Source organism: Streptomyces sp. NPDC107528, from assembly GCF_055639295.1.
Window position 1 is genome coordinate 205,356 of the sequence record NZ_JBVKAV010000013.1, and the last position, 18,632, is coordinate 223,987.

Genomic DNA, 18,632 nt, shown 5'->3' on the forward strand with positions numbered 1-18,632 from the left:
CATCGGTGAAACCGCGGGTTCATGGAGCGAGATACAGGCGGAAGGTAGAGTCCAGCGGCGTGCACCTCAAGGCCCTGACCCTCCGCGGGTTCAAGTCGTTCGCCTCGGCGACCACACTCCGGTTCGAGCCGGGCATCACGTGCGTCGTCGGACCGAACGGCTCGGGCAAGTCCAACGTGGTGGACGCGCTCAGCTGGGTCATGGGTGAGCAGGGTGCCAAGTCGCTGCGCGGCGGCAAGATGGAGGACGTCATCTTCGCCGGCACGACCGGCCGTCCGCCACTTGGCCGAGCCGAGGTTTCGCTGACCATCGACAACTCGGATGGCGCACTGCCCATCGAGTACGCCGAGGTCACCATCACGCGGATCATGTTCCGCAACGGCGGCAGCGAGTACCAGATCAACGGCGACACGTGTCGCCTCCTCGACATCCAGGAACTGCTCTCCGACTCCGGCATCGGCCGCGAGATGCACGTCATCGTCGGCCAGGGCCAGCTCGACTCCGTCCTGCACGCCGACCCGATGGGCCGCCGCGCCTTCATCGAGGAGGCGGCCGGTGTCCTCAAGCACCGCAAGCGCAAGGAGAAGGCTCTTCGCAAGCTGGACGCGATGCAGGCCAACCTCGCGCGCGTGCAGGACCTGACGGACGAACTGCGCCGACAGCTCAAGCCCCTCGGCCGTCAGGCGGCCGTTGCGCGCCGGGCCGCCGTCATCCAGGCGGATCTGCGCGACGCCCGGCTCCGCCTCCTCGCCGACGATCTCGTACGGCTCCGTCAGGCGCTCCAGACCGAGGTCGCCGACGAGGCCGCGCTGAAGGAGCGCAAGGAGGCCGCCGAACAGGAGCTGAGGAAGGCGCTCCAGCGCGAAGGGCTCCTGGAGGACGAGGTACGCCAGCTCACGCCGCGCCTGCAGCGGGCCCAGCAGACCTGGTACGAACTGTCCCAGCTCGCCGAGCGGGTGCGCGGCACGATCTCGCTGGCCGACGCGCGCGTGAAGAGCGCGACCTCCGCGCCACCGGAGGAACGGCGGGGCCGCGACCCCGAGGACATGGAGCGCGAGGCCGCCCGCATCCGTGAGCAGGAGGCCGAGCTCGAAGCGGCCCTGGAGGCAGCCGAGCGGGCCCTGGAGGACACGGTCGCGCACCGCGCCGAGCTGGAGCGGGAACTCACGCAGGAGGAACGGCGCCTGAAGGACGTCGCCCGGGCCATCGCCGACCGCCGTGAGGGACTCGCCCGGCTGAACGGGCAGGTCAACGCCGCCCGTTCACGTGCGGCCTCCGCCCAGGCCGAGATCGACCGCCTCGCCGCCGCACGGGACGAGGCCCAGGAGCGGGCCTTCGCCGCGCAGGAGGAGTACGAGGCGCTGAAGGCCGAGGTCGACGGCCTGGACGCCGGCGACGCGGAACTCGCCGAGCAGCACGAAGCCGCCAAGCAGCAGCTCGCCGAGGCCGAGGCCGCGCTCACGGCAGCCCGCGAGGCGGCCACCGTGGCGGAACGCGGCCGCGCCGCGACGCAGGCCCGCCACGAGGCGCTGGCGCTCGGCTTGCGGCGAAAGGACGGCACGGGCGCGCTGCTCGGAGCGAAGGACCGGCTCACGGGACTGCTGGGCCCCGCCGCCGAACTGCTGACGGTGACCCCGGGCTACGAGATCCCGCTGGCGGCGGCCTTCGGTGCGGCGGCGGACGCGCTGGCGGTGACGTCGCCTTCGGCGGCGGCGGACGCCATCCGCATGCTGCGGAAGCAGGACGGCGGAAGGGCGTCACTCTTGCTCGCCGGGGCACCGGAGGCGCCCCGAAGGGACGCGACCGGCCACGACGAAGCGGCGTCCGCCACGCAGCGACACGCGGCAGATCTGGTCCGCGGCCCTTCCGACCTCATGCCGGCAGTACGACGTCTCCTGCACGGCATCGTCGTCGTCGGCACGCTCGAAGACGCCGAAGACCTCGTCTACACCCACCCCCACCTCACGGCCGTAACCGCCGAAGGCGACCTGCTCGGGGCGCACTTCGCGCACGGGGGGTCCGCCGGGGCGCCCAGTCTCCTCGAAGTGCAGGCCTCCGTGGACGAGGCCGCTGCCGAGCTGGAAGAGCTGGCCGTGCGGTGCGAGGAGCTGGCCGAGGCGCAGCAGGCGACGGTCGAGCGGCGCAAGGAGTGTGCCGCGCTGGTCGAGGAGCTGGGGGAGCGGCGCAGGGCGGCCGACCGGGAGAAGTCGGCCGTCGCGCAGCAGCTCGGGCGGCTCGCCGGGCAGGCGCGCGGTGCCGCCGGTGAGGCCGAGCGGTCCGTCGCCGCAGCCACGCGCGCGCAGGACTCGCTCGACAAGGCCCTCCAGGAGGCCGAGGAGCTTGCCGAGCGGCTCGCCGTCGCCGAGGAGATGCCGGTCGAGGAGGAGCCCGACACGTCGGCACGAGACCGTCTCGCCGCCGACGGCGCCAACGCACGGCAGACCGAGATGGAGGCCCGTCTCCAGGTCCGTACCCACGAGGAGCGCGTCAAGGGACTGGCCGGACGTGCCGACTCCCTGGACCGCGCCGCCCGCGCCGAACGCGAGGCACGCGCGCGTGCCGAGCAGCGGCGGGCCCGGCTGCGCCACGAGGCGGCCGTCGCCGAAGCCGTCGCCTCCGGTGCCCGGCAACTCCTCGCGCACGTCGAGGTCTCCCTCGCCCGCGCCGACGAGGAGCGCACCGCCGCCGAGGCCGCCAAGGCCCGCCGCGAGCAGGAGCTCACCGTCGCCCGTAACCAGGGCCGCGACCTCAAGGCCGAGCTCGACAAGCTGACCGACTCCGTCCACCGCGGCGAGGTCCTCGGCGCCGAGAAGCGGATGCGGATCGAGCAACTGGAGACCAAGGCGCTGGAGGAGCTGGGCGTGGAGCCCGCCGGTCTCGTCTCCGAGTACGGCCCCCACCAGCTCGTACCGCCCTCCCTGGCCGCCGAGGGCGAGCAGCTTCCCGAGGACCCCGAGCATCCCCGCAACCAGCCCAAGCCCTTCGTCCGGGGCGAACAGGAGAAGCGGCTCAAGGCCGCCGAGCGCGCCTATCAGCAGCTCGGCAAGGTCAACCCGCTCGCCTTGGAGGAGTTCGCGGCACTGGAGGAGCGGCACAAGTTCCTCAGCGAGCAACTGGAAGACCTGAAGAAGACCCGCGCCGATCTGCTCCAGGTCGTCAAGGAGGTCGACGAGCGCGTCGAGCAGGTCTTCACCGAGGCCTACCGCGACACCGCCCGGGAGTTCGAGGGCGTCTTCAGCCGGCTGTTCCCCGGTGGCGAGGGACGGCTGATCCTGACCGATCCCGACAACATGCTCACCACGGGTGTCGATGTCGAGGCGCGTCCGCCCGGCAAGAAGGTCAAGCGGCTGTCGCTGCTCTCGGGTGGTGAGCGTTCACTCACCGCGGTCGCGATGCTGGTGTCGATCTTCAAGGCCCGCCCGAGCCCGTTCTACGTCATGGACGAGGTCGAGGCCGCCCTCGACGACACCAACCTCCAGCGGCTGATCCGCATCATGCAGGAGCTGCAGGAGGCCTCGCAGCTGATTGTGATCACCCACCAGAAGCGCACGATGGAGGTCGCCGACGCGCTGTACGGCGTCTCCATGCAGGGTGACGGGGTGTCAAAGGTCATCAGCCAGCGACTGCGTTGACGCCGGTCGCTGTCGACCATCGGGCGCGATCACCTTCACCGTCACCATTGCCTTCACCTTCACTTCAAGAAGTGAACACAACTCACTTAGTCGCGTCTCCAAGGTCACAGCTTCCTGGGTATTGACTTCGATACTTGAAGGCATAGTCTCTGCAACGTTGCTTTTAACTTCAGGTATCACTACTTGGAGCGGCTGACCCCCACCCGGCAGCGTTGCCGGCGCCCGAGGAGTACACGTGACCAGCACAGCGCAGGCACCCACGTCAGGAGCGAGGACGGCGCACCCCGAACATCTCGGGCACGTCGTCTTCATCACCGCGGCGGCTGCCATGGGCGGCTTCCTGTTCGGCTATGACAGCTCCGTCATCAACGGAGCCAACGGCGGCATCCAGGCCCGGTTCGATCTCAGCTCCGGCGTCACCGGTACCGTCGCCGCAAGCGCCCTGCTCGGCAGCGCCCTCGGCGCCGCGATCGCCGGCCGCATAGCCGACCGCATCGGCCGCATCCGCGTCATGCAGATCGCGGCGGTGCTGTTCGCCGTGAGCGCCGTCGGCTCCGGCCTCCCGTTCGCCGCGTGGGACCTCGCGGCCTGGCGTGTCCTCGGCGGCATCGCCATCGGCATGGCCTCGGTCATCGGCCCCGCCTACATCGCCGAGGTCGCCCCGCCCGCGTACCGAGGCAGGCTCGCCTCCTTCCAGCAGGCCGCCATCGTCATCGGCATCGCCGTCTCGCAGCTCGTCAACTGGGCCATCCTCAACATGGCCGACGGCGAGGAGCGCGGGACGGTCGCGGGCCTGGAGGCCTGGCAGTGGATGCTCGGCGTGATGCTCGTGCCCGCCCTGGTCTACGGCCTGCTGTCGTTCGCCATCCCCGAGTCCCCGCGCTACCTGATCAGCGTCGGCCGCACCGAGGATGCGAAGAAGGTGCTCGCCGACGTCGAGGGCGGCGTGGACCTCGACGGCCGCGTCACCGAGATCGAGCAGGCCATGAAGAGCGACCACAGGTCGACCTTCAAGGACCTGCTGGGCGGCCGGTTCGGTCTGCTGCCGATCGTGTGGATCGGTATCGGCCTCTCCGTCTTCCAGCAGCTGGTCGGCATCAACGTCATCTTCTACTACTCGAACCTGCTGTGGCAGTCGGTGGGCGTCGACCCGTCGAGCTCGTTCTTCTACTCGTTCGAGACCTCGATCGTCAACATCATCGGCACCGTGATCGCGATGATCTTCGTCGACCGCCTCGGCCGCAAGCCGCTGGCCCTCATCGGCTCCGTCGGTATGGGCATCTCGCTCGCGGCGGCCGCCTGGGCCTTCTCCTTCCAGAACGGCAGCGACCCCCTGCCGACCGCGCAGGGCTACGTCGCGCTGATCGCCGCCAACGCCTTCGTCCTCTTCTTCGCCCTGTCCTGGGGCGTGGTCGTCTGGGTCATGCTCGGCGAGGTCTTCCCGAACAAGATCCGTGCCGCCGCCCTCGGTGTGGCCGCCTCGGCCCAGTGGATCGCCAACTGGGTCATCACGATCACCTTCCCGGACCTGTCGGACTGGAACCTGTCGCTCACCTACGTCATGTACGCGGTGTTCGCCTTCCTCTCCATCCCCTTCATCCTCAAGTTCGTGCCCGAGACCAAGGGCAAGAAGCTGGAGGAGATGGGCTGAGCCGCCAGGGCTCCCCGAACTCGGGGAGAAGGGCCAAGTCCCCGCTGCCCCTCTCCCCGTAACCCCGCCGCCGCCCCGGCTCGGCCACTGCCCGAGCCGGGGCGGCGGTGTCGTGTGCGAGGGGACACGGCCTCGGATGCGACGCGATCAGTCGCCGAGCCCCGGCAGCACCCGCTCGCAGAACAACCGCAGGCTGCGCCACCCCTCCTCCACCGGCATCCCGCCGGACAACGGGTGCAGTACGTAGTTGGCGTGGCCCAGCGCCGCACACTCCTCGGGCGTCACGATCCGGTACACGCCCTCCGCCCGCAGTTCCGCCACGGTCGTGGCCCCCGACTTCACCGCCGAGCGGATCTCGCCGGACTGCCAGGAGGCGTACGTCCGAGCCTCGTGCAGGAAGTGCCTCCCGTACTGCGCCCACGCCCGGTCGGGATCCTCGGCCACGTGCAGCAGCGGCGTCTCGGCGGCCGGCATCATGGTCCAGCCCTCGGTGCCGTACTCGACGAGCCGCTCCTTGTAGTACGCCTCCAGCTCCGGCAGATGGGCGCTGGGGAAGAACGGCAAACCGAGCCGGGCGGCCCGGCGGGCGGCGGCCTTCGAGGAGCCGCCGACCAGCAGGAGCGGGTGCGGATCGGTGTACGGGCGCGGAGTGACCCGTACCGTACGGCCCCGGTACTCGAAGGGCTCGCCGGTCCAGGCCTTCAGCAGCGTCTCCAGCAGCTCGTCCTGGAGTCTTCCGCGCCGCTTCCAGTCCACGTCGAACAGGGCGTACTCCTCGGGCCGGTAGCCGATCCCGGCGACCGTCACCAGCCGGCCGCCGCTCAGCAGGTCCAGTACGGCGATCTCCTCGGCCAGCCGCAGCGGGTCGTGCAGTGGCCCGATGATCGCCGAAACCGTGACGGCGATGCGGCGCGTCGCGCCGAAGACCGCGGCCGCGAAGGCGAACGGCGACGGCAGCCAGTTGTTGTCGGCGCCGTGGTGCTCCTCGGTCTGCACGGTGGTGATGCCGTGCTCGTCGGCGTACGCGGCCATCTCCAGGGCCGCCCGGTAGCGGGCGGCGAGTGAGGCGGGGGTCGCGTCGGGCTCGACGAGGTTGAAACGTACGACCGTGACGGGCATGGGGGTCCCCCTTCACCGGGCGGGTGTGAAGGCGGACGTTAGCTGACGGTGTGTCAGACATCCAGAGCGGTGTCGCCGGGCTCCATGGCCGATACTGGACGGGTTATGGACATCGTCATCCTTGCTGTAGTCATCGCCGTGGTCGTGCTCGGCGCGCTCGGCGGGCTCATCATCGGCAGCCGGCGCAAGAAGCAGCTGCCCCCGCCGCCGCCCGCCGCCCCCGACATCACCGCCCCTCCGGCCGAGCCGCACGTCGGCGACGAGGCCGAGACGCCGCGCGACGAACCGCGCCGGACCATAGAGGAGGTGGATCTTCCCGACGGTTCGACCGGGGTCGCCGTCGAGGAACCGCCCGTCGTCGAAGAGCCCCCGCCGATCGAGATCGAGGTCCCGGAGCCCACCGCGGGCCGCCTGATCCGACTGCGCGCCCGGCTCTCCCGCTCCCAGACCGCCCTCGGCAAGGGACTGCTCACGCTCCTGTCGCGCGAGCACCTCGACGAGGACACCTGGGAGGAGATCGAAGACACGCTGCTCACCGCCGACGTCGGCGTGCAGCCCACCCAGGAGCTGGTCGACGGGCTGCGCGAGCGCGTGAAGGTCCTCGGCACCCGCACGCCGGTCGAGCTGCGCACCCTGCTGCGCGAGGAACTGCTGAAGCTGGTCGGCACCGACATGGACCGCGTGGTCAAGACCGAGCCGGAGGCCAGCAAGCCCGGCATCGTGATGGTCGTCGGCGTCAACGGCACCGGCAAGACCACCACCACCGGCAAGCTCGCCCGCGTCCTCGTGGCCGACGGCCGCAGCGTCGTGCTGGGCGCCGCCGACACCTTCCGTGCCGCCGCCGCCGACCAGCTGCAGACCTGGGGCGAGCGGGTCGGCGCCTACACCGTGCGCGGGCCGGAGGGCGGCGACCCCGCCTCCGTCGCCTTCGACGCGGTGAAGGAAGGCAAGGAGATGGGGTCGGACGTCGTCCTCATCGACACCGCCGGGCGCCTGCACACCAAGACCGGCCTCATGGACGAGCTCGGCAAGGTCAAGCGGGTCGTCGAGAAGCACGCGCCGCTGGACGAGGTCCTGCTCGTGCTGGACGCGACGACGGGGCAGAACGGCCTGGTCCAGGCCCGTGTCTTCGCCGAGGTCGTCGACATCACCGGCATCGTGCTCACCAAGCTGGACGGCACGGCCAAGGGCGGCATCGTGATCGCGGTCCAGCGTGAACTGGGCGTGCCGGTGAAGCTGGTCGGACTCGGCGAGGGCGCCGACGACCTGGCTCCGTTCGAGCCGGAGGCGTTCGTGGATGCGCTTATCGGAGAGTGACCTACGAAATTCGTACCTGCTCGAAGCGAAGAAGCGCCCGCCCCCCAAGGTGCAGTTGGGGGACGGGCGCTTCGCTGAGTACGGCTGTGACGGTTGTGCCCGGTGGTGCGCGCTACGCCCGCGACCGATGAGCCACGTAGGCCAGCGTCCCGAGCAGCAGTCGCGCGGCCGGCGGCTTCGTGGTCGTGTCCAGCTGTGGCGCCCGCAGCCAGCGCACCGGCCCCAGCCCGCCCCGGTCGGACGGCGGGGCCGTGATGGACGTGCCGGGTCCGAGGCCGCGCAGGTCGAGGTGGGTCGGGTCGTCCCAGCCCATGCGGTAGAGGAGCTCGGGGAGCTCGGCGGCGGCGCCGGGGGAGACGAGGAACTGCGCGCGGCCCTCGGGCGTGGCGGTGACCGGGCCGAGGGGGAGACCCATCCGCTCGAGCCGGGCCAGCGCACGACGCCCGGCCGGCTCGGCCACCTCGATCACGTCGAACGCCCGCCCGACCGGCAGCATCACCGAGGCACCCGGGAACTCCGACCACGCCTTGGCGACCTCGTCGAGCGTGGCCCCGGCCGGGATCTGCGGCGCGAAGTCCAGGGGGTGTGCGCCGGGCGCGTCGCAGTCGGAGCGGCCGCACGAGCAGGCGCCCGCGGCGGCTCGCGCGCCGGGCGCCACGTCCCAGCCCCACAGCCCGGTGAACTCGGCGACGGCGGTGCACTCCGAGGCGCGGCCGCGTCGACGCGTGCCGGACCGGATCTCCCGGATGCCGCCGATCGTGAAGCCCATGCCCCCTCCAACGGGTCCAGTGCGCCGGTGGTTACGGCGCGGAACCGGAACGTGACCCTGTGTGTTCCTCGGAGGCCGGTTACCCTCCGGCGCCGTTCGCCTCACGCGGCGCTTGGAAGCAGTCAGGGTTGTGGACTCAGCGACGCGCGCCTCACAGTGCTTCGCTCCGCCCACTTCCGGCCGTCCTATGTCAAGTGAATCGCGTGGAGGCGTCCGTTAGTTCATTCGAAGGGGTGGCGAATGGTGGCGTTTCCCGGATCGCCATGGCTGGAGGCGTGATCGTAGGATTACCGTGTGTGCACGGACCCTCGGGGCACATGCACTCGTGGGTATGCCGGGGGCAAGTCGGCTTTCCGTTCGAAGGGTGACAACTGCCGGACGGGAGACCGTATTTACCGGCATTCTGATAGGGCTTGGCGCACTCGGTGACAAGTGGTCCAAGGGATGGGGGCGTTCCAGTGAGCGGCAACAGCGGAAGCGGTACGAGCGCCGGTGGCGCAGCGCACGCTGACAAGCGCCCGAACGAGCTGCTCGCGTCCTGGTTCGTGCGCAGCGGCTGGTCAAAGGGCGAACTGGCCCGCCAAGTGAACCGCCGCGCACGCCAGTTGGGTGCCAACCACATCTCGACCGACACCTCGCGCGTACGCCGCTGGCTCGACGGTGAGAACCCCCGCGAGCCGATCCCGCGGATCCTGTCCGAGCTGTTCTCCGAGCGGTTCGGCTGCGTCGTCTCCGTCGAGGACCTCGGTCTGCGCGCCGCTCGCCAGTCACCCTCCGTGTCCGGTGTCGACCTGCCCTGGACGGGTCCGCAGACGGTGGCCCTGCTCAGCGAGTTCTCGCGCAGCGACCTGATGCTGGCGCGGCGCGGCTTCCTCGGGAGCTCGCTGGCCCTGGCTGCGGGCCCGGCCCTCATCGAGCCGATGCAGCGCTGGCTGGTCCCCGCGCCGTCCGCCGGGCACCAGGAGTCCCGGCCCGTCCCGTCCTCACGCGCGCGTGGCCGGCTGTCCAAGCCCGAGCTGGACCTGCTGGAGTCCACCACCGTGATGTTTCGCCAGTGGGACGCCCAGTGCGGCGGCGGCCTGCGCCGCAAGGCGGTCGTGGGGCAGCTGCACGAGGTGACCGACCTGCTCCAGGAGCCCCAGCCGGAGTCCACCACCAGGAAGCTGTTCAAGGTCGCCGCCGAGCTGGCGGAGCTGGCCGGCTGGATGTCGTACGACGTGGGGCTCCAGCCCACCGCGCAGAAGTACTTCGTGCTCGCGCTGCACGCCGCCAAGGAGGCCGGCGACCGGCCGCTCGGCTCGTACATCCTCTCCAGCATGAGCCGCCAGATGATCCACCTCGGCCGGCCCGACGACGCCCTGGAGCTGGTCCACCTCGCGCAGTACGGCAGCCGGGACTGCGCCAGTCCGCGCACCCAGTCGATGCTGTATGCGATGGAGGCCCGCGCCTACGCCAACATGGGGCAGCCCGGCAAGTGCAAGCGGGCGGTCCGGATGGCCGAGGACACCTTCTCAGAGGCCGACGAGTGGGACGAGCCGGACCCCGACTGGATCCGCTTCTTCTCCGAGGCCGAGCTGTACGGCGAGAACTCCCACTCCTACCGCGACCTCGCCTATGTCGCCGGGCGCAGCCCGACGTACGCCTCGCTGGCCGAGCCGGTCATGCAGCAGGCCGTGGACCTGTTCGCGAAGGACGGTGAGCACCAGCGGTCGTACGCGCTGAACCTGATCGGCATGGCCACGGTGCATCTGCTGCGGCGCGAGCCCGAGCAGAGCACGGTCTACGCCGAGCACGCCATGCAGGTCGCCAAGAAGGTGCGCTCCGAACGCGTCAACACTCGTATTCGAAAGACGGTCTACACGGCCGTACGCGACTTCGGGGATCTCGCCGAGGTCGTGGACCTGACGGACAAGCTCGCGGTCGAGCTGCCGGAGACCGCGGAGGCGGTCTGACGACCGCGGGCGATCCCGCACAAACCCCAGAACCCCGGCCGCGGCCGGCCCTCCCGAACTGCCCGACTCGGCTCCCCCATGCCAGGTCATCGGAAGGCCGCCCGCGGCCGGCCTTTTCTTCCTTCAGTGAAGGTTGCGCCACGATAACGATCCGGCAGCCGGAGATCCGGCAGTTCATCGACGCGTAACACGCAAGGCGCCTTCGTCACGGCGGCGAAACAACGAGGGGCTTCCACCGAAACGGCGCTGCGCCAATCTCATGGCGCATAACCGGCCCACCCCTCATTCCGCTCAGGCTTCGCCCGCACGGGGCCGTACCAATCGACGAGGAGACGCCGATGGCATCAGCCGCCATCACGCTTGCGGCGGACGCACCCACGCTGTCGTCCGCCAACACAGGCTTCATGCTCATCTGTTCCGCCCTGGTGATGCTCATGACCCCCGGCCTGGCCTTCTTCTACGGAGGCATGGTCCGCGTCAAGAGCACCCTGAACATGCTGATGATGAGCTTCATCAGCCTGGGGATCGTCACCATCCTGTGGGTGCTGTACGGCTTCTCCATGGCGTTCGGCACCGACTCCGGCAGCCTCATCGGCTGGAATTCGGACTGGGTCGGCCTCAGCAACATCGGCCTGACGCAGTTGTGGGACGGCTACACCATCCCGATCTTCGTCTTCCTGGTCTTCCAGCTGATGTTCGCGATCATCACGCCGGCCCTGATCAGCGGTGCGCTGGCCGACCGCGTGAAGTTCACCGCGTGGGCGCTGTTCATCGCCCTGTGGGCCACCGTCGTCTACTTCCCGGTCGCGCACTGGGTCTGGGGCGCCGGCGGCTGGGCCTTCGAACTGGGCGTGATCGACTTCGCCGGTGGTACGGCGGTCCACATCAACGCGGGTGCCGCGGCACTCGGCGTGATCCTCGTCATCGGCAAGCGCGTCGGCTTCAAGAAGGACCCGATGCGTCCGCACAGCCTCCCGCTGGTCATGCTCGGCGCCGGTCTGCTGTGGTTCGGCTGGTTCGGCTTCAACGCCGGCTCGTGGCTCGGCAACGACGACGGCGTCGGCGCGCTGATGTTCGTCAACACGCAGGTCGCCACCGCCGCGGCCATGCTGGCCTGGCTGATCTACGAGAAGATCCGCCACGGCGCGTTCACCACGCTGGGCGCCGCCTCCGGCGCGGTCGCCGGTCTGGTCGCCATCACTCCCGCCGGCGGCGCGGTCAGCCCGCTCGGCGCGATCGCCGTCGGCGCCATCGCCGGTCTGCTGTGCGCCATGGCCGTGGGCCTGAAGTACAAGCTCGGCTACGACGACTCGCTCGACGTGGTCGGCGTCCACCTGGTCGGCGGAGTCGTCGGCTCCCTGCTGATCGGCTTCTTCGCCAGCGGCAAGGGCCAGTCCGAGGTCAAGGGTCTCTTCTACGGCGGCGGCCTCGACCAGTTCTGGAAGCAGTGCGCCGGTGTCTTCGCGGTCCTGGCCTACTCGCTGGTCGTCTCCGCGATCCTCGCCTTCATCCTCGACAAGACCATCGGAATGCGGGTCCCCGAGGACGACGAGGTCGCCGGCATCGACCAGGCCGAGCACGCCGAGACTGCATACGACTTCAGCGGTGCCGGCGGCGGTGCCGCCCGTACCGCCTCCCCGGCCCCGGTCGCGGCAGCAGCGAGCAAGAAGGTGGACGCATGAAGCTCATCACCGCCGTCGTCAAGCCCCACCGGCTCGACGAGATCAAGGAAGCCCTCCAGGCCTTCGGCGTGCACGGCCTGACGGTCACCGAGGCGAGCGGCTACGGTCGTCAGCGGGGCCACACCGAGGTCTACCGCGGTGCCGAGTACACCGTCGACCTGGTCCCGAAGATCCGCATCGAGGTCCTGGCCGAGGACGACGACGCCGAGCAGCTGATCGACGTCATCGTCAAGGCCGCCCGTACCGGCAAGATCGGTGACGGCAAGGTCTGGTCCCTCCCGGTCGAGACGGCCGTACGGGTCCGCACCGGCGAGCGCGGCCCGGACGCGCTCTGACGCAGGGAAACAGAACAGGAGTCGCTGGGTGACGGGCACGGACGTTCGCAAGGATGCAGAGGACTCGGGACCCAGCGGCTACGCGGCGGCCCGGCTGCGCCTCCTCACCGAGGGGGCGCGGTCCGGGCCCCCTCGCCGTACCGCCCTCGCGGAACTGACCGACGACTGGCTGACCGGCCTGTTCGCCGCCGGCGCCGAGGGGATGCGCGGTGTCTCCCTGATCGCCGTCGGCGGATACGGCCGCGGCGAGCTGTCCCCGCGCAGCGACCTGGACCTGCTCCTGCTGCACGACGACGGCGACAGCAAGGCGGTGGCCGCCCTGGCCGACCGCATCTGGTACCCCGTCTGGGACCTCGGCCTGGCCCTCGACCACTCGGTGCGCACGCCGGCCGAGGCACGCAGGACGGCCGGCGAGGACCTCAAGGTCCAGCTGGGCCTGCTGGACGCCCGGCACATCGCGGGCGACCTGGGCGTCACGGCCGGACTGCGGACGGCGGTCCTGGCCGACTGGCGCAACCAGGCGCCCAAGCGACTGCCCGAACTCCAGGAGCTCTCCGCCGAACGCGCCGAGCGCCAGGGCGAGTTGCAGTACCTCCTGGAACCCGACCTCAAGGAAGCCCGCGGCGGCCTGCGGGACGCCACCATCCTGCGCGCCGTCGCCGCCTCCTGGCTGGCCGACGCCCCGCGCGAGGGCCTCGACGACGCCCGGCGCCGGCTGCTCGACGTGCGGGACGCCCTGCACCTGACCACCGGGCGCGCGACCGACCGGCTCGCCCTGCAGGAGCAGGACCAGGTCGCCGCCGAACTCGGGCTGCTCGACGCCGACACGCTGCTGCGGCAGGTGTACGAGGCGGCGCGGGTCATCTCGTATGCGAGTGATGTCACTTGGCGTGAAGTGGGGCGCGTTTTGCGGTCGCGCGCCGTGCGGCCGCGTCTGCGCGCCATGCTGGGTGGCGGGAAGCCGACCATCGAGCGCTCCCCGCTGGCCGAAGGCGTGGTCGAGCAGGACGGCGAGGTGGTGCTCGCCCGCGCGGCTCGCCCCGAACGCGACCCCGTGCTCCCGCTGCGCGCCGCGGCCGCCGCCGCGCAGGCCGGACTCCCGCTCTCCCTGCATGCCGTACGCCGCATGGCGGCCGCCGCCCGCCCGCTGCCCACGCCCTGGCCCGCCGAGGCGCGCGAGCAGCTGGTCACCCTGCTCGGCTCCGGGAGCCCCACCGTCGACGTCTGGGAGGCGCTGGAGGCCGAGGGGCTGATCACCCGCCTGCTGCCCGACTGGGAGCGGGTCCGCTGCCGCCCGCAGCGCAACGCCGTGCACATCTGGACCGTCGACCGGCATCTGATCGAGACCGCGGTGCGCGCCTCCGAGTTCACCCGCCGCGTCCACCGCCCCGACCTGCTCCTGGTTGCCGCGCTGCTGCACGACATCGGCAAGGGCTGGCCCGGCGACCACTCGGTGGCCGGCGAGATCATCGCCAAGGACGTGGCCGGACGCATCGGCTTCGACCGCGACGACGTGAGCGTGCTCTCCACCCTCGTACGCCATCACCTGCTCCTCGTCGACACGGCCACCCGGCGCGATCTGGAGGACCCGGTCACCGTGCGCTCGGTCGCCGAGGCGGTGGGTTCGCAGGGCACGCTTGAGCTGCTGCACGCCCTGACCGAGGCGGACGCCCTGGCCACCGGTCCGGCGGCCTGGTCGTCGTGGCGCGGATCCCTCGTCGCCGACCTGGTGAAACGGGTCGCGGCCGTACTCGCCGGGGACGACCCCGCCGAGCCCGAGGCCGCCGCGCCGACCGCGGAGCAGGAGCGGCTCTCCCTGGAGGCGATCGCCACCGGCAGCCCGGTGCTGGCGCTGCGCGCCCAGACCGAGCCGCCGACCGAGGGGCAGCCTGCCGGCGATCCCGAGCCGCTCGGTGTGGAGCTCCTGATCGCCGTACCGGACCAGCCGGGCGTGCTGCCCGCGGTGGCCGGCGTCCTGGCGATGCACCGGCTGACCGTCCGCACCGCGGAACTGCGTGCCCTGGATCTCCCGGACGGCGTCGAGGGCTCCGTCCTGCTGCTGAACTGGCGGGTCGCCGCCGAGTACGGCTCCCTGCCGCAGGCCACCCGGCTGCGCGCCGACCTCGTACGTGCCCTGGACGGCTCACTGGACATCGCGGGCCGTCTCGCCGAGCGGGACGCGGCGTATCCGCGCCGCCGGGGCGTGGTGGCGCCGCCACCGAGGGTGTCCGTGCACCCGGCTGCCTCCCGGCTGGCCACGGTGATCGAGGTACGGGCCCAGGACGCCCCCGGGCTGCTGTTCCGGATCGGCAGGGCACTGGAGGACGCGAGCGTGCGGGTGCGCAGTGCCCATGTCAGCACCCTGGGCGCCAACGCCGTCGACGCGTTCTATGTCACAGGCCCCGAGGGAGCGCCGCTGCCCAGGGAAGAGGCGGCCTCCGTGGCCCGCAAGCTGGAGGAGACGTTGCGGGGCTGAACGGGGGATCCCGGCAACCTGCACTGGCGGGATACCCTGGAGGGCGATTGCCAGCCGCCACCGACCCCGAGGACCGCGAGCGCCGTGTTCGATACTCTTTCCGATCGCCTCTCAGCGACTTTCAAGAACCTGCGCGGCAAGGGACGGCTCTCCGAGGCGGACATCGACGCGACCGCGCGCGAGATCCGCATCGCCCTCCTCGAAGCGGACGTGGCGCTGCCCGTCGTCCGCACGTTCATCAAGAACGTCAAGGAGCGTGCGCTCGGCGCCGAGGTCTCCAAGGCGCTGAACCCGGCCCAGCAGGTTCTGAAGATCGTCAACGACGAGCTCGTCACGATCCTGGGCGGGGAGACCCGTCGCCTGCGGTTCGCGAAGCAGCCGCCCACCGTGATCATGCTGGCCGGTCTGCAGGGTGCCGGTAAGACCACCCTTGCGGGCAAGCTCGGCCGCTGGCTGAAGGAGCAGGGCCACTCGCCGCTGCTGGTGGCCTGTGACCTCCAGCGCCCGAACGCCGTGAACCAGCTCAGCGTCGTCGCCGAGCGCGCCGGCATCGCGGTCTACGCGCCCGAGCCGGGCAACGGCGTGGGTGACCCGGTCAAGGTCGCCAAGGACTCCATCGAGCACGCCAGGACCAAGGTCCACGACATCGTGATCGTGGACACCGCCGGCCGCCTGGGCATCGACCAGGAGATGATGCAGCAGGCCGCCGACATCCGGGACGCGGTGTCGCCGGACGAGATCCTCTTCGTCGTCGACGCGATGATCGGTCAGGACGCGGTCAACACCGCGGAGGCCTTCCGCGACGGCGTCGGCTTTGACGGCGTGGTGCTCTCCAAGCTCGACGGTGACGCCCGCGGTGGTGCGGCCCTGTCGATCCGGCAGATCACCGGCAAGCCGATCATGTTCGCGTCGAACGGCGAGAAGCTCGACGAGTTCGACGCCTTCCACCCGGACCGGATGGCCTCCCGCATCCTCGACATGGGTGACCTGCTCACCCTGATCGAGCAGGCGGAGAAGACCTTCGACCAGGCCGAAGCCCAGAAGATGGCCGAGAAGCTGGCCTCCAAGAAGGGCCAGGACTTCACCCTCGACGACTTCCTGGCCCAGATGGAGCAGGTCAGGAAGATGGGCTCCATCTCCAAGCTGCTCGGCATGCTCCCGGGCATGGGTCAGATCAAGGACCAGATCAACAACCTCGACGAGCGGGACGTCGACCGCACGGCCGCGATCATCAAGTCGATGACGCCGGGCGAGCGCCAGGAGCCGACGATCATCAACGGCTCGCGGCGCGCCCGTATCGCCCGCGGTTCCGGTGTCGACGTCAGCGCGGTCAAGAACCTCGTCGAGCGGTTCTTCGAGGCCCGCAAGATGATGTCCCGCATGGCCCAGGGCGGCGGCATGCCCGGGATGCCGGGGATGCCGGGCATGGGTGGCGGCCCCGGCCGCACCAAGAAGGCGCCGAAGAAGGCCAAGGGCAAGCAGCGCTCCGGCAACCCGATGAAGCGCAAGCAGCAGGAGCAGGAGGAGGCCGCCCGCCGGGCCGCCGCCGCTCAGGCCGGCGGCGCCCTCGGGCTGCCGGGCCAGCAGGGCGGGCAGGACTTCGAGCTGCCGGACGAGTTCAAGAAGTTCATGGGCTGACGGTTCGTTCCGTCAGGGCTGTCTCAGCCCGTACGGCGATCCCGTCGCTTGCGTCAGTGGGGGCGCCCCTCGCTTTGGGGGGCGCCCCCAGCGCATGCCACGGCCCGGTATCTGCCGTAACGTCCAGATATGAGCACGCCGCCGCGCAAGGCTCCTGACCAGCCGTGGCGCACCGAGGGCACGCCGGACGAGCCGCCCGGGCGGCCCCGCGGCCGACGGATGCGCGGTCGCTGGTGGGGCCTGCTCCTCACCGCGGTGATCGTCTTCCTGCTCGCCTATGTGGGACTGACCTATCTCGACCGGGGCAACGAGCCGACCATCTCGTACACGGAGTTCAGCAGGCAGGTCGACGCCGGTAACGTCTCCAAGATCTACTCCAAGGGCGACGCGATCCAGGGCGAGCTCAAGAGCGCCCGGGACAATCCCGACGGCGACGGCGACTACACCAAGTTCAAGACACAGCGCCCTGCCTTCGCGGACGACGACCTCTGGCAGGACCTGAGCAGCCGCGACGTGACGGTGACCGCCGAGCCGGTAGTGCGGGAGCGCGGCGTCCTGTCCAACCTGCTGTTCTCCTTGATCCCGATCGCCCTGCTGCTCGCGGTCTGGATCTTCGTCGCCCGGCGGATGGGCGCCGGCCTGGGCGGCGCGGGCGGCATGCTCGGCCGCAAGGCGCCGCCGAAACCGGTGGAGCTCCAGCCCGGCAAGGAGCGCACGACCTTCGCCGATGTGGCCGGCATCGACGAGGTCAAGGGCGAGCTGGACGACGTCGTCGACTTCCTTGAGCACCCCGACGCCTACCGCAGGATGGGCGCGAAGATGCCACGCGGCGTGCTGCTCGCGGGCCCGCCCGGCACCGGCAAGACCCTGCTGGCGCGCGCGGTGGCGGGCGAGGCGGACGTGCCGTTCTTCTCCGCCTCCGCGTCCGAGTTCATCGAGATGATCGTCGGTGTCGGCGCGTCCCGCGTCCGGGAACTGTTCGCCGAAGCCCGCAAGGTCGCACCGTCGATCATCTTCATTGACGAGATCGACACCATCGGACGGATGCGGGGCGGCGGCGCCTCGGTGAGCGGCCACGACGAGCGCGAGCAGACGCTGAACCAGATCCTCACGGAGATGGACGGCTTCTCCGGCTCCGAGGGCGTGATCGTCATCGCGGCGACGAACCGCGCCGACATCCTGGACCCCGCGCTGACCCGTCCCGGCCGCTTCGACCGGGTCGTCAACGTCGCACCGCCGGACCGCGGCGGGCGCGAGGCCATCCTGCGCATCCACACCCGCGAGATCCCGCTCGCCGAGGACGTGGACCTGACCCAGCTGGCCCGCACCACCCCGGGCATGACAGGCGCGGATCTGGCCAACCTCGCCAACGAGGCCGCGCTCCTCGCCGTCAAGCGCAAGCAGGACCAGGTGACCCAGCCGGACCTGTCCGAGGCCCTGGAGAAGGTGCAGCTCGGCGCCGAGCGCACCTTGGTGATGCCCGAGGAGGACCGCCGGCGCACCGCGTACCACGAGAGCGGACACGCCCTCCTCGGCATGCTGCAGCCGGGCGCCGACCCCGTACGCAAGATCACCATCGTGCCCCGAGGGCGGGCGCTCGGGGTGACGATGTCGACCCCCGAGGTGGAGCGGTACGCGCACTCGGAGGGCTATCTGCGCGGGCGGATCATCGGCGCCCTGGGCGGCATGGCGGCGGAGCAGGTGGTCTACGGGGTCGTCACCACGGGCGCGGAGAACGACCTCGAACAGGTCAGCAACATCGCGCGCGCCATGGTCGCCCGCTGGGGCATGAGCGAGCGCGTGGGCCGGCTGTCCGCCCTGCCCAGCGACGCCCAGCAGGCGTACGGGCTCGCGGCAGCCCCGCAGACCCTCGACGTGATCGACTCCGAGATGCGCCGGATCGTCGACGAGTGCTACGAGGAGGCCTGCCGCAAACTCCGGGACCATCGCGGGCAGTTGAACGCCCTGGCCGAGGCGCTGCTGGAGAACGAGACGCTGGAGGAGGCCGCGGCGTACCGGATCGCGGGGATCACGCGGCTGAAGAAGGACGACGCCCAGTAG

General features: G+C 70.8%; 11 protein-coding genes. 9 read left to right on the forward strand and 2 right to left on the reverse strand.

Annotation, left to right across the window (positions count from 1 at the left end; translation table 11 throughout):
• The first annotated feature begins 59 nt into the window (after window positions 1-59).
• Complete coding sequence (gene smc / locus ACZ7L5_RS36190) at window positions 60-3,632, forward strand: chromosome segregation protein SMC (protein WP_471522352.1); 3,573 nt, start codon at window positions 60-62, stop codon at window positions 3,630-3,632.
• A gap of 235 nt (window positions 3,633-3,867) precedes the next feature.
• Window positions 3,868-5,283, forward strand: a complete 1,416-nt coding sequence (locus tag ACZ7L5_RS36195; RefSeq protein ID WP_471522354.1) for a sugar porter family MFS transporter — start codon at window positions 3,868-3,870, stop codon at window positions 5,281-5,283.
• A gap of 147 nt (window positions 5,284-5,430) precedes the next feature.
• Here the strand turns inward: ACZ7L5_RS36195 and ACZ7L5_RS36200 are convergent, their stop codons facing one another.
• Window positions 5,431-6,402 (reverse strand): LLM class flavin-dependent oxidoreductase, encoded by a 972-nt coding sequence (locus tag ACZ7L5_RS36200; protein ID WP_471522356.1) that lies wholly within the window; start codon window positions 6,400-6,402, stop codon window positions 5,431-5,433.
• Window positions 6,403-6,507: 105 nt separating this feature from the next.
• On the opposite strand from ACZ7L5_RS36200, the gene ftsY reads away from it, so the two are divergent.
• A complete protein-coding gene (gene ftsY, locus ACZ7L5_RS36205; RefSeq protein ID WP_365057839.1) occupies window positions 6,508-7,719 on the forward strand; it encodes a signal recognition particle-docking protein FtsY in 1,212 nt (403 codons plus the stop codon).
• Window positions 7,720-7,831: 112 nt separating this feature from the next.
• On the opposite strand, the gene ACZ7L5_RS36210 is transcribed toward ftsY, so the two are convergent.
• Window positions 7,832-8,488 (reverse strand): bifunctional DNA primase/polymerase, encoded by a 657-nt coding sequence (locus tag ACZ7L5_RS36210; RefSeq protein ID WP_471522358.1) that lies wholly within the window; start codon window positions 8,486-8,488, stop codon window positions 7,832-7,834.
• Window positions 8,489-8,946: 458 nt separating this feature from the next.
• On the opposite strand from ACZ7L5_RS36210, the gene nsdA reads away from it, so the two are divergent.
• From nsdA to ftsH, 6 genes are all read left to right on the forward strand, one after another.
• A complete protein-coding gene (gene nsdA, locus ACZ7L5_RS36215) occupies window positions 8,947-10,440 on the forward strand; it encodes a transcriptional repressor NsdA (RefSeq protein ID WP_471522360.1) in 1,494 nt (497 codons plus the stop codon).
• A 338-nt stretch (window positions 10,441-10,778) separates the two neighbouring features.
• A complete protein-coding gene (locus ACZ7L5_RS36220; protein ID WP_328878949.1) occupies window positions 10,779-12,122 on the forward strand; it encodes an ammonium transporter in 1,344 nt (447 codons plus the stop codon).
• Complete coding sequence (locus ACZ7L5_RS36225; protein ID WP_003997576.1) at window positions 12,119-12,457, forward strand: P-II family nitrogen regulator; 339 nt, start codon at window positions 12,119-12,121, stop codon at window positions 12,455-12,457. Before ACZ7L5_RS36220 ends, ACZ7L5_RS36225 begins: the two co-directional genes overlap by 4 nt.
• 28 nt (window positions 12,458-12,485) lie before the next feature.
• The gene (locus ACZ7L5_RS36230; protein WP_471522362.1) at window positions 12,486-14,933 is read left to right on the forward strand and encodes a [protein-PII] uridylyltransferase; all 2,448 of its coding nucleotides are present in this window, start codon (window positions 12,486-12,488) and stop codon (window positions 14,931-14,933) included.
• Between the two features lie 84 nt (window positions 14,934-15,017).
• Window positions 15,018-16,571, forward strand: coding sequence for a signal recognition particle protein (ffh, locus tag ACZ7L5_RS36235; RefSeq protein ID WP_471522364.1), 1,554 nt, complete (start codon window positions 15,018-15,020; stop codon window positions 16,569-16,571).
• Window positions 16,572-16,700: 129 nt separating this feature from the next.
• Window positions 16,701-18,632 carry an ATP-dependent zinc metalloprotease FtsH gene (gene ftsH / locus ACZ7L5_RS36240; protein ID WP_471522366.1) on the forward strand — a complete coding sequence of 644 codons (1,932 nt, stop codon included), beginning with the start codon at window positions 16,701-16,703 and terminating at the stop codon, window positions 18,630-18,632.